The sequence below is a fragment of the Arthrobacter sp. NPDC058097 genome (assembly GCF_042884885.1).
Classification (GTDB): domain Bacteria; phylum Actinomycetota; class Actinomycetes; order Actinomycetales; family Micrococcaceae; genus Arthrobacter.
Window position 1 is genome coordinate 208,253 of the sequence record NZ_JBHVSZ010000008.1, and the last position, 12,221, is coordinate 220,473.

Annotated in this window: 10 protein-coding genes; 3 read left to right on the plus strand and 7 right to left on the minus strand. The window is 65.5% G+C overall.

Annotation, left to right across the window (positions count from 1 at the left end; translation table 11 throughout):
- Positions 1-203: 203 nt before the first annotated feature.
- Positions 204-638 carry a pyridoxamine 5'-phosphate oxidase family protein gene (locus tag ACFVTE_RS15440; protein WP_387101767.1) on the plus strand — a complete coding sequence of 145 codons (435 nt, stop codon included), beginning with the start codon at positions 204-206 and terminating at the stop codon, positions 636-638.
- A 26-nt stretch (positions 639-664) separates the two neighbouring features.
- Entirely contained in the window at positions 665-1,090 is a 426-nt protein-coding gene (locus ACFVTE_RS15445) for a very short patch repair endonuclease (protein ID WP_387101768.1), read from the plus strand.
- A 17-nt stretch (positions 1,091-1,107) separates the two neighbouring features.
- Here the strand turns inward: ACFVTE_RS15445 and ACFVTE_RS15450 are convergent, their stop codons facing one another.
- Positions 1,108-1,863 carry a response regulator transcription factor gene (locus ACFVTE_RS15450; protein ID WP_387101770.1) on the minus strand — a complete coding sequence of 252 codons (756 nt, stop codon included), beginning with the start codon at positions 1,861-1,863 and terminating at the stop codon, positions 1,108-1,110.
- Between the two features lie 101 nt (positions 1,864-1,964).
- Here ACFVTE_RS15450 and ACFVTE_RS15455 point away from each other — a divergent pair, with 101 nt between their 5' ends.
- Positions 1,965-3,656 carry a sensor histidine kinase gene (locus ACFVTE_RS15455; RefSeq protein ID WP_387101772.1) on the plus strand — a complete coding sequence of 564 codons (1,692 nt, stop codon included), beginning with the start codon at positions 1,965-1,967 and terminating at the stop codon, positions 3,654-3,656.
- 122 nt (positions 3,657-3,778) lie between these two features.
- On the opposite strand, the gene ACFVTE_RS15460 is transcribed toward ACFVTE_RS15455, so the two are convergent.
- The 6 genes from ACFVTE_RS15460 to ACFVTE_RS15485 all read right to left on the minus strand — a co-directional run bounded on the left by ACFVTE_RS15460 (position 3,779) and on the right by ACFVTE_RS15485 (position 11,972).
- Entirely contained in the window at positions 3,779-4,990 is a 1,212-nt protein-coding gene (locus ACFVTE_RS15460; RefSeq protein ID WP_387101907.1) for a restriction endonuclease, read from the minus strand.
- 106 nt (positions 4,991-5,096) lie between these two features.
- Positions 5,097-7,328 (minus strand): McrB family protein, encoded by a 2,232-nt coding sequence (locus tag ACFVTE_RS15465; RefSeq protein WP_387101774.1) that lies wholly within the window; start codon positions 7,326-7,328, stop codon positions 5,097-5,099.
- Between the two features lie 54 nt (positions 7,329-7,382).
- Entirely contained in the window at positions 7,383-7,673 is a 291-nt protein-coding gene (locus ACFVTE_RS15470; protein ID WP_387101776.1) for a hypothetical protein, read from the minus strand.
- A 2-nt stretch (positions 7,674-7,675) separates the two neighbouring features.
- Positions 7,676-8,104 (minus strand): acyl-CoA thioesterase, encoded by a 429-nt coding sequence (locus ACFVTE_RS15475; RefSeq protein ID WP_387101778.1) that lies wholly within the window; start codon positions 8,102-8,104, stop codon positions 7,676-7,678.
- Between the two features lie 56 nt (positions 8,105-8,160).
- Complete coding sequence (locus ACFVTE_RS15480) at positions 8,161-10,242, minus strand: ABC transporter ATP-binding protein (RefSeq protein WP_387101779.1); 2,082 nt, start codon at positions 10,240-10,242, stop codon at positions 8,161-8,163.
- A complete protein-coding gene (locus ACFVTE_RS15485; protein ID WP_387101909.1) occupies positions 10,239-11,972 on the minus strand; it encodes an ABC transporter ATP-binding protein in 1,734 nt (577 codons plus the stop codon). The genes ACFVTE_RS15480 and ACFVTE_RS15485 overlap by 4 nt, the downstream gene beginning before the upstream one ends.
- Between the last annotated feature and the right edge of the window lie 249 nt (positions 11,973-12,221).

A 12,221-nucleotide genomic window follows, 5' to 3' on the forward strand; every position in this document is an offset into this window, starting at 1 on the left:
CGTCCGCTTTCGTCACCGGTTTGTCTTCTTCGCCGACGCTAGTCATGCCGTGCGACAGTTCGGTTCCGGCACTATTACAGCCATGTAAAGTGTCCTGCGCACCCGTCAAATTGCCGCTTCACCCCATGGCGCGGCACCGCGCGTACTGGGAAAATCGGTCCATACCCCTATCGTTTTTCTACACGCTGTAGAAGAATGGAGACATGATGTTCAACCACGCCGACGGCGATCCCATCCTGGTCCTCGACGAAGGGCAGTGCTGGCAGCTTCTGGAGGGCACGACGCACGGCCGCCTCGTAGTCACCGTTGGGGGTGAGCCGGATATCTTCCCGGTCAATTACGTAACCAGCCGGAGGAAGCTGTACTTCCGCACAGCGCCGGGCAACAAGCTCGCGCAAGTCACTATCAACGACAGGGTCCTGTTCGAAACGGACGGCATCATGTCGGACCAGGCTTGGTCGGTGGTGCTCCGCGGCACCGCCCGCGTCCTGAGCAAGTCGGCCGAAATCGCCGAGGCCGAAGAACTCGGGCTCGCATCCTGGGTTCCCACGTTGAAGGACTTCTACGTGGAGATCGATCCCGGCTCCGTCAGCGGCCGGCACTTCCAGTTTGGCGAGCAGCCCGAGCGCGATTTCTAGAGAAGCTGCCGGCCTAGACTGGAAATATGGCGGACCGGCTGACTCCTGAGCAGCGCAGCTGGAACATGTCCCGCATCCGGGGCAAGAACACCAAGCCCGAACTGCTGGTGCGGCGCCTCCTGCATGCCAAGGGTTACCGCTACCGCCTGCACGGTGCCTCGCGCGGCATCAAGTTGCCCGGCAACCCCGACCTCGTGTTCGCCGGCCGGCGCAAGGTCATCTTCGTCAACGGCTGCTTCTGGCATTTCCACGACTGCAAGGTGGGCCAGCACGCCCCCAAGGCCAACGCCGAATTTTGGGAAACGAAACGCACGCGCACACGGGACCGCGACGCCAGCCAGCGCCATCAGCTCGAAAACGACGGGTGGGAAGTACTGACCGTCTGGGAGTGCGAGCTCAGGGACCTTTCCGCCGTCGAGAAACAGCTGGAGCTGTTCCTCGCGGCGGGCTGATCCAAACTAGGCGCGGCTCAGTTCTCAGCCGGAGCCAGCCGGTAGCCCACGCCCCGGACAGTCTGCAGCCAGCGCGGGTTCTGCGCGGAATCCCCGAGTTTCTTGCGCAGGTTGCCCATGTGCACCTCAACGGACCGCTCGTCCGCCTCGCTGATGTAACTTCCGACGTCGTACGGTTCGTCCCGCAGTCGGCGCACCAGGTCCGCTTTGGTGCGGACCATGCGGCCCGCCTCAAGCAGGGCGTGGAGCAGGTCAAACTCGGTCCGCGTCAGGCTCAGCTCCTGGCCGTCAACGGCGACGGTCCGGGACTCGTAGCTCAGGTCCAGGCCGTTGTGGGTGTACTTTCGCCCCTCGTTCGCGGCGGCGGCAGGCGAGCCTGCCTCTTCGGCGAGTTCCGGCGTCGAACGCGGACGCCGCATCATGGCCGCAACGCGGGCCCGCAGCTCACGCGGACGGAACGGTTTGGTGAGGTAATCGTCGGCGCCCGACTCGAGTCCGATCAGGGTGTCCAGCTCCTCCGCACGGGCAGTGAGCATGACGATGTAGGCGTCGGAGAATTGACGGATCTGCCGGGCCACTTCGAATCCGTCGATGTCCGGCAGTCCAAGGTCGAGCGTGATGACCGCCGGGTCCAGTTCCTTGGCGGCAAGAACGCCCTCGGCTCCGCTACTTGCGGCGCGCACCTCAAAGCCGGCCTGCGTCAGAACAACGCGCACCAATTCGCGAATATCGTGGTCATCCTCAATGACCAGCCCCACGCGTGTATCACCCATCGCAGCCCCCTCAGCCCGCTACATCCCGTCTGCAGTATAGCTCCCGGCGGATATCCTGCTCCTATGCGTTTCTCACGCCCCGTCAAAACGGACCATCGCCCATGAGCAGCATCGCCTGGAAAGACCCCTCTGGCCGGATCCTGCTCTTCCGGCGGCCCTTCCACGAGTATTCCTTGCGGGGCAGGGTGATGCTGAGCCAAATGCCGCTTTCCGTAACGGCAGGAATCACGGCGTTCCTCATTTTGGCGTTCTTCCCGGAGACGCTGCGCAATCCCCTTTTCATCAGTTTTCTGCTGTCACAGGCAGTCATACTGATCCTTTGCTATGCCGTGCCCTGGCACCGGCTGCCGTATCCCTCCTTCCTGCTGATACCCCTCCTGGATCTGGTGTCGATCTCCCTGGGCAGGGAGGGCGGCCAGGACAGCCTGACGGGGCTCAGCCTCATGGCCGTTTTTCCGGTTATCTGGTTGTGCGCCTCCGGGCTGTTCCCCAAAGCCGCGGTGGCACTGTCCTTCTTCGGCCCCCTCGGGATCATCTGGGTGCCGCTTTTTATCCGCGGCGCCGTCTCAGGCCAGGACCTGGCGCGCTCCTTCCTGCTGCCGGTGATGATGCTGGGCGTCGGCGTCACCGTGTCCGTCATGACGCTCAGCATGGTCCGGCAGCAGCGGGACCTCGAGGAGCAGCAGCGGGACCTGGAGGCAAAGGACTCCCAGCTTCGCGGCGTGCTGACCGCAAGCAAGCGCCAGGAACGGCTGCTGAACACGGTCCTGGACACGGTGCACCTAGGCGTCCTCGCTGTCGATGCGCAGGGTCATGACATCCTGATGAACCGCAAGCAGCGCAAGCATCATCAGCTGGCTACACCGCCAACCATCGACGACCCCAATGAATCCCAACTTCTGGTGTTCTCCGCTGACCGGACCACCCTGGTGCCGGTCGACGAGCGGCCCGTCCGGCGCGCCGTCCTCGGCGAGGAATTCACCGACTACCTCGTGTGGCTCGGCGCCGGCGCCGAACAACGCGCGATATCCACCAGTGCGAGGCCCATGAAAGACCAGGACGGGAATTTCGCGGGCTCCGTCATCGTGTTCAGTGACGTAACCGAGCTCGTGAACGCCCTGGCCTCCAAGGACGATTTCGTCTCGAACGTCTCGCACGAGTTCCGTACGCCGCTCACCTCCATTCTTGGTTACGTCGAGCTTCTGTTGGACGACGACGATGACCTCACCGACTCCCAGCGTGGACCCCTGGAGATCATCCGACGGAACTCCGAACGGCTGCTCACGCTGGTCTCGGACCTGCTGTCCAGCCGCAACGGCCAGCTGCTCGTGACCCCGGAGGCTGTGAACGTGGCCGAGCTCGTGCGCACCAGTGTCACCGCCGCCTTGCCGCGCGCCGCAGAATCCGGCATCCGGTTGCACGCCGAGGCCCCGGAACGGCTGGAGGCGCACATCGATGCCGCGCGGATCTCCCAGGTCCTGGACAACCTCGTATCGAACGCCATCAAATACTCGCCCGACGGCGGCAACGTGGTGGTGTCGCTGCGGTCCGAGGACGGCCACATGGTGTGCAGCGTGAGCGATACCGGCATGGGAATGAGCCAGCAGGACCAGGAGGAGGTCTTCGCGAAGTTCTTCCGGTCCGCAGCCGTCCGCAACTCAGCCATTCCCGGCGTCGGGCTGGGGCTGTCCATCAGCAAGGCCATTGTGGAGGCCCACGGCGGCCGGGTTTCGCTCCGCAGCGAAGTGGGAATCGGCACCACGTTCACGTTTGCCGTGCCGGTGCAGAATTGAGATGAAGGAACAGGCCTCAAAGTCGGTGCGGTGGAACCAACCGGAGAAGACAGCGAAGATGGCAGCAGCAGCTGCTCGGGAGTGTCCGCCCGGCGCCGCGCCTCCCATGATGGCGCTGACCGTTAGCGGCCGAGGCTCGCCTGGCGCACCACTTCTCCCCAGGACTGCTCGGCCAGGTCGGCCACCGCTGCCAGGATTTCCGACGGCGGGCGGGACAGATCCAGCGGAAACTCAACGATGTCGATGTCGGTGTTGAGGATCCGCCTCAGCTTCACTTCGCCCGCCCCGGCGTAGACCAGCCAGGCCGTGGGAACGCGCAAAGCCGTGCAGTAGGCCAGCATCTGGAAATGGTCCGCCGAAAGCGACGCACCCTGGTCGGTGCCCGCGCGGTACTGGGCGTCGTACACCACCACCGGCCGTCCGCCCAGCAGGTGCACGGCGTCCGGGCGCACGGTCAGCCGGTCCGAATCCCGGACCGCCTCGTTCAGCAGCGCGTTGTACTGCAGCCGCATCTCACCGGGAAAGGCCCCCATGGCCCGGCGCAAAGCTGCGCCGACGAAGTCCTCGAAGACCTTGCCCATGTCGACGACGAAGGACGCCGTCTGCTGCTTGCCCTCCCCCGCCTCCGCGGAGGCATTGCGCAGGATCACCTCGGAAAGCCGCAGTGCCGCGTGATAGCGGAGGTTCATCCGGCTTGCCTGCCACGGCGGAAGCGGAGCGCCGGCGTGCAGGCGGGTGACGCCGTCGAGCTTTCCCTTCAGCTGCCGCAGGCGGCCCAGCACATCCGGGCGGACGCCCGGGACGCGGGACATGCGGTCGAGCGCGGCACGCAGGATCCGGTTTTCCGGGATGTCCTCGGTGAACTCGTCGTAGGAGACTTCCAGCGGCACCAGCATTCCCGGTCGGCGGGAGATCTGGTCGGAGATGCGGATGCGGCCTTTGACAGTGCGGAGCGAGTCATCGACCGTGACATAGCCCTGCAACACGCCGCGCTGCAGGGCGCGTTCGGCGAGCTGCACCAGTGACGCCGCCAGGGCGCTCCACAGCTCGGCATCCTCATCGGCGGCCACGGTGTCGTCGCGGAAGCCCTGATCCCCTGCATAGCTCAGCAGGAACAGCAGCCGGCTCAGCCCGAGCCGGTCCTTGGGCCGCACGTCGAGCTGCACCATTGGAGTCCGGACGGACCCCACCATCCCGACCGGCTCAATCCGGAATAGCCCCATCCCCATGGGCGTCGCCCTGGCCAGGCCACTGGAGTTCAGGAAGGCGGCGCTTTCGGCGTCGAGCTTCTCCACGGTGCCGCCGGACAGCTCGTCGAGGACGATGTGCCGCAGTGCCGGCGCTGCGCCGCGGCCGCCGCGGGCGGCGGCGCCGGTTCCCCTTCCGGTTCCATAACCGCCGGAAGCCGCCGTCGCAGAGGAAGCCGCCGGGGCCGCAGGGCTAGCGAGCCGCAAGGCGTCCCAGCAGCTGGTCCAGCCCGAAGCGCTCTTCCAGCTGGGCCCGGTTGAGCTGCCCGTGGTAGTGCTCCTCCAGCAGCGGCATGAGCTCGTACTTCCAGATCCGGCGCAGTCCGGCGGGGGTCTGCGCTGCCTTCTTCATGAAGTAGGACGGCCCGATCATGAGGTCGCGGTCCCACTCATCGATGGCCTCGTTAAGCGCGTCCAGCAGCAGCGCCGGCGTGGTGTCCAGCTGCCGGGCCTCCAGGAACCGCAGCAGCGACCCCTTCACCGGCTCGGTCTGCGGGTGCAGTTCGATGAAGGCAAAGCGGCGTCGGATGGCGGCGTCCATCATCGCGATGGAGCGGTCCGCGGTGTTCATGGTGCCGATGATGTACAGGTTGTCCGGGAGCGTAAACGGCTCGTTGGGGCTGTACTGCAGATAGATCCGGTCATCGCGGTATTCCAGCAGGAAGTACAGCTCGCCGAACACCTTGGCCAGGTTTGCGCGGTTCATCTCGTCAATGATCAGGAAGTACGGCTTGGACTCGTTGCCCGGCTTCGCGGCTTCCTCCGCGAGCCGGCGCAGCGGCCCGGCCACCAGCTTGAAGGAAACCTGGCCCTCGTCGGTCTTGTCCGGCCGGTACCCCTCGAAGAAGTCCTCGTAGGCGTAGGACGGGTGGAACTGGACGAGCTTCACCCGTTCGTCGGTGCTGTCCTGGGCCAGTTCGGCGGCGAGGTGCTTGGCGAGGTAGGTCTTGCCGGTTCCCGGCGGGCCGTACAGCACCAGCTGCCGGTTCTCCTCCAGCAGGTCGGCGATTTCCTGCAGCGGCTCCACCTCCATGTGGAGGGAGTCCGCGAACTCGCGCGTCACCGGACGGAAGCCCCCCAGGATGGGGAGGGCGACGGTGGCCGGCGACGCATCGGCGTCGGGCTCGGTTTCCGCCTCGGCGGGCAGCAGCGCCTGCAGCGCCTGCACCACCCGGGTGACGTCGACGACGATCCCCGGGGTGGCCAGCTGGCGCTGGATGTGCCGCGGCAGGTCCGTGACGGCGTGGGCTTCGTCGAACCAGCGCACCTTGCGGCGCATCCGTCGGTTGTCGCCATTGTGGTCCGGCTCCCCCAGCACGACGCCGATCCGGACGGCTCCGGCGTTCTGGTACAGCGCGAAGTCGCCCGGCTTCATCACGGTCAGGAAGGCGAAGACGGCAGTCTTGGTGTCCTCCCGTTCCACGTAGCCGAGGTGCTTGTAGTCCTCATCCACAGCGTGCTGGACCAGCCCGGCGGTAACGCCGGCGTCGAGCAGGCGGAGGTGTTCGACGTCGAGCGTCACCTTCTCCTCTGCCTGCCAGGCAGCCAGAAGCTCGGCGTTGTCGTGGTGGGTGCGCAGCAGCCAGGCGCGGCGGCCCGGGTCCCCGACCTTCCGCCACTGGCTCACCAGCTGCCGGGCGTACCAGTCGATGCGCTGGCCGGCCTGCTCGTCCAGGTGCAGGCGGATGCGGCGGATATCAGCGGTGATTTCCTCCTCGCTGTCCCCCTTGGCCCCGCCGACGAGGGAGGCGAAGGCGTCCCGGATTTCCTGGCGTTCGATGTCCGCCACCACGGGCTCAAAGTAGCTGGGCCAGGCGAGGTATTCGATGCTGCGGCGGATGGCCGGCTGGTCATCGGGCGTTCCCGCCGCCAGCACGTGGAAAGCCAGCGGGTCCTTCAGGGCCTTGCCGATTTCGGCGGTGGACTGCTTGTCGACGTTCTGGACGAACCGGCAGAGCCATTTCAGGTGGTCCCAGATGGTCCAGTTGAACTCGGCGGTCCGGTCGCGGATGACGCCGTGGTCCGTCATGCCCCTGTAGAGCTCATCCGGGAGCTCCAGCGGCGGCTCGAGCCAGGACGCGGCCTCGGCGACCCGCGCCCGCTTGACCTTGAGCGACTTGACCTCGTGGGCCAGCGGCAGCGACTGCAGGAAGAGGAGCTCCACTGCCAGCTGCTTTGCCGACGGGGACGCGTCCGCCAGGTTGTGCCGCAGGTTGGTCATCATGGGCGCCTTGGCGTCCGCGACTCCCCGTTCAAGCCGTTCCAGCAGTTCCGCCGCGGCCTCCGCCGTCCACGTCTGCGTTCGGCCGTCCAGCGCCGACGGCTTGCCTTGCAGCCCGGCGCCGAGTACGAACCACGCCGCATCCTCGATCTCTTTGGAGACTCCGAGGGCGCGGTGCATGGCAGGCTTTGGGGCGGGGGTCATACGTTCAAATTTACAGGGTAAACCTGAGCGCCAGCACCATGACCGGCTCGAAAGCTACCTTGGGGTAGCAGGGGGCAGCGGCTTCCGGCCGAAGGCGAAATAGCAGCCCGGGCCGACGAAGTTGATGAGCGTGGCCAGCCGCCAGAACATCTTGGAGCCGCGGATCTGCTCGGCGGGGCGGCGCGAAAGATCGCGCTGGGCCGCGGTGAGGAAGGCGAGCTGCGCGGCCCCGATCACGATGGTGCCGATGCGCGCAGCAGGCGGAAGTTCCTTCCAGGACTTCTTTTTCTTCCAGGCCGCTCTTTTCGATCCCAGGTTCCCGGTTCCCCTGCGCTTCATTCCCATGGTCAATGCTCCTTGTGCTCTTTGAAGGGCTCCAGCAGCTGCTTTTGCGTCGGAGTCAGCCGCAGGACCCTTCCGGTGGCTTCATCGACAAAGGCCAGATGGCTTGAGGCCTTCACACAATCGTCGCCAGTTACGGGGTCCTGCACAAGGTAGTGAATGTCGAAGCTCGCGCCCTTGACGGCGCCGACCCAGACCTGGACCTTGGCCGGGATGTTGCGGTACTCAAGGGTCTTCACGTAGCGGATCCGGTGGTCCACCACGAGCGCCATGGTGCCCTTGGGAACCTCGTTGAACAGCGACACGTGGGGGTCGATCCCGGGCAGCCCGGCACCGGCCGGCGGGCCGAAGGCGGCGATCCGCGCCTCCTCCAGCATGCGGACGATCTCGACGTTATTGATGTGCCCGTAGGCATCCATGTCCCCCCAGCGCATGGGCACGAGCACCTCAATGCGCCGGGGATCGGGGTGGCCTCCTGGCTTCCCGGCGTTCAGCTGTGCACCGCCGTCGAATCATCCACCGGGGTCTCCTCGGCATCCGCGCCGGCGAACTGTGACATGTACAGCCGGTAGTAGGCGCCTTCAGCGGCGAGGAGGGTCTGGTGGTTGCCCTGTTCCACGATCTTGCCGTTTTCCATGACCAGGATGGTGTCGGCGTCGCGGATGGTCGACAGTCGGTGCGCGATGACGAAGCTGGTCCGGTCCGTGCGCAGTGCGGCCATGGCCTTCTGCACCAGCAGTTCCGTGCGGGTGTCCACCGAGCTGGTTGCCTCGTCCAGGATGAGCAGCGACGGGTTGGCCACGAAGGCGCGGGCGATGGTGATGAGCTGCTTTTCACCGGCGCTGACGTTGTTGCCCTCTTCGTCGATGACGGTGCTGTACCCCTCTGGCAGGGCGCGGACGAAGCGGTCCACGAATGTGGCCTTGGCCGCCGCCATGACCTGGTCCTCGGTGGCGTCGAGCTTGCCGTACCTGATGTTGTCGTAGATGGAGCCGCCGAACAGCCAGGCGTCCTGCAGCACCATGCCCACCTTGGAGCGCAGTTCGGCGCGGCTCAGCTGGGTGACGTCCACGCCGTCGAGCGTGATGGAGCCGGAGTTGAGCTCGTAAAAGCGCATGACCAGGTTCACCAGCGTGGTCTTGCCAGCGCCGGTGGGTCCGACGATGGCGACGGTGTGCCCCGGCTCGGCAGTGAAGGACAGGTTCTCGATCAGCGGCTTGTCAGGCGTGTAGCTGAACGTGACGTCCTGGAATTCCACGTGGCCGTCGGTCTTGGCCGGCAGGTGCTTCGTGGCGGTCTCGGCGTCCTGCTCATCCGCGTCCAGGAACTCGAAGACGCGCTCGGCGGATGCCACACCGGACTGCAGCATGTTGGCCATGCCCGCCATCTGCCCCAGCGGCTGGGTGAACTCGCGCGAGTACTGGATGAAGGCTGTGGCGTCGCCCAGGCTCATGCTGCCCGAGGCAACCCGCAGGCCGCCCACCACCGCGATGCCGACGTAGCTGAGGTAGGAGACGAACTGCATCACGGGGAAGATGATGCCGGACACAAACTGCGCGCCGAAGCTGGCCTTGTACAGGGCCTCGTTGCGCTCCTCGAAGCGCTGCAGCATGTCGGCCTCGCGGCCGAAGACCCGCACCAGGTCGTGCCCGGAGAAGGACTCCTCGATCTGGCCGTTCAGCTCACCGGTGTTCTTCCACTGCGCGGCGAACAGCTTCTGGCTGCGTGCGCCTATCACGCCCGCCGCGGCACCGGACAGCGGCAGCGCAATGAGGGCGATCAGGGCCAGCTGCCACGAGACGATGAACATCATGATGACGATGCCCACCACGGTCAGCACCGAGCTGATGAGCTGGGCGAACGCCTGCTGCAGGGCTTGCTGGACATTGTCGACGTCGTTCGTCACCCGGGAGAGCACGTCACCGCGCTGGCGGGTGTCGAAGTAGTTCAGCGGCAGCCGGTTGAGCTTCTTTTCCGTATCGTCGCGCAGCTGCCGGATCACCTTCATGACGATCCTGTTGAGGACATAGCCCTGCAGCCACAGGAAGATGTTGGCCACGAAGTACATCAGCAGCACGGCCGAAATCAGGACGGTCAGCTTCTGGAAGTCGATGCCGGTTCCGGGCACGAGCTCCATCCGCGAGACCATGTCCGCGAAGTTGTTCTGGCCCTGTTCCCGGAGCCCCTCGACGAACTGGTCCTTGCTGACGCCGGCGGGCAGCTGCTTGCCCACCACGCCGCCGAAGATGACGTCCATGGCCTGGCCCAGCACCCTGGGCGCAATGACGTTGAGGATCACCGACACGATGACCATGCCCACCACGACGTAGATGCCGGCGGCTTCCGGCTTCAGCAGGCCCATGAGGCGCTTGGCCGAGGGCCAGAAGTGCTGGGCCTTCTTGGCCGGCATCGCGCCGAACATGCCGCCGTCGGCCTCGCCCGGCTTGTACTCCTCCTCGACGAAGTCGTCGTCCTCGAGGACCGCAGCTTCTGTGGCGGTCTGGCTCTGGAGCTTCTCCGTCTCCTGGCTCGTGCCGGGGTTCTGGCCGGCGCCCTTCTTGTCGGCGCTCATGCCACTTCCTCCACGCTCAGCTGGGACTCAACAATTTCCTGGTAGGTGGGCGACGTTTCGAGGAGCTCGTCGTGCGTGCCGCGGTCCACGATCCTGCCGTTGTCCAGCACCAGGATCTGGTCCGCTTCCGTGATGGTGGAGATGCGCTGCGCGACGATGATGACGGTGGCGTCGGCGGTGGTGCGCTTGAGCGCGGCGCGCAGCCGGGCGTCGGTGGCGACGTCCAGCGCGGAGAAGGAGTCGTCGAAGAGGTACACCTTGGGCTTGGTGACCAGGGCGCGCGCGATGCACAGTCGCTGGCGCTGGCCGCCGGACACGTTGGTGCCGCCCTGGGCGATGCGGGACGCGAGCCCGTTTTTCTTTTCCTTCACGAAACCGTCGCCCTGGGCCACATGCAGCGCATCCCAGAGTTCGTCGTCGGAAGCCTCCGGCTTTCCAAAGCGGAGGTTGTGCTCAATGGTTCCGGAGAACAGGTAGGGCCGCTGCGGAACCAGGGCAACGCGCTTGGTGATTTCCTCCCGGTCCAGCTGGCTGACGGGAACGCCGTCAAGGAGCACTTCGCCGTCGGCCACATCGTAGAGGCGCGGCAGCAGCGACAGCAGGGAGGTCTTTCCGGCGCCGGTGGAGCCGATGATGGCCACATTCTCCCCTGGCCGGGCGGTGAAGCTGATGTTGCTCAGGACCGGGGCCTCGGCTCCGGGGTAGGCGAACGTGACGTTGCGGTATTCCACCACGCCTTCCAGCTGTCCCGGGGTGACCGGCTGCTGGGGGTCGTGAATGGACGGTTCGACGTCAAGCACCTCGCCGATGCGGTCTGCGCAGACAGACGCGCGCGGGATCATCATGGCCATGAACGTGCCCATCATCACCGCCATGAGAATCTGCAGCAGGTACTGCAGGAACGCTGTCAGGGAGCCGACCTGCATCTCGCCGGAGTCCACCCGCTGGCCGCCGAACCACAGCACGGCGGCGGTGGACAGGTGCAGGATCATGCCGATGGCGGGGAACATCAGGACGAACAGCGCGCCGATCTTGAGCGATACGTCCGTCAGTTCCTTGTTGGCCAGGCCGAAGCGGTCGGTTTCATACGGTTCCCGCACGAAGGCACGGACCACGCGGATGCCGATGATCTGCTCGCGCAGGACCTCGTTGATGCGGTCGATCTTTTTCTGCATGGAACGGAAGAGCGGCATGAGGCGCACCACGATGTAACCCACCACCACGATGAGGATGGGGACCGAGACCCACACCAGCCAGGACAGGTTGATGTCCTCGCGCAGGGCCATGATGATGCCGCCGACGCACATGATGGGCGTGGACACCATGAAGTTCAGTCCCATCAGCACCAGCATCTGGACCTGCTGGACGTCGTTCGTGCCGCGGGTGATCAGGGTGGGCGCTCCGAACGCGTTGACGTCCTTGGCCGAGAAGCTGGTCACCTTGCGGAAAACGCCGCGGCGAAGGTCGCGGCCCACGGCCATGGCGGTCTTCGATCCGAAGTAGACGCCGGCGATGGCGGTGCCCACCTGGAGGAAGGCCACGAGGAGCATTAGGGCGCCGGTGCGCCAGATGAAGTCGGTGTCGCCGCGGGAGACGCCCTCGTCAATGATCTGGGCGTTGAGGCTGGGCAGGTAGAGCGCCGCAATGGTGGAAGCCAGCTGGAATGCGATGACAGCCAGGATGTACGGCAGATACGGTTTGGAGTAACGCCGTATGAGGGTGACGAGCATGCTCACGGATCCTTCGGGAGAGCGCCAATTAGTTGAGAGAAGTAATAGCAGGCGGGTATGACAGCCCAAGCGTTCCAACTCTACGAAATCTGTTGCCCGTGCGAAACGTCGCTGACGAAGATCATCCCAACGGACGACGCCGGCTCCTGCACACAAGCGCGAACGTACAGTTCAGCACCTCAACCCGAGCGCGAACGTACAGTTCAGCACCCCAGCCGGCCCCCGCCGTCGTACTCCCCGCGCCTTAAC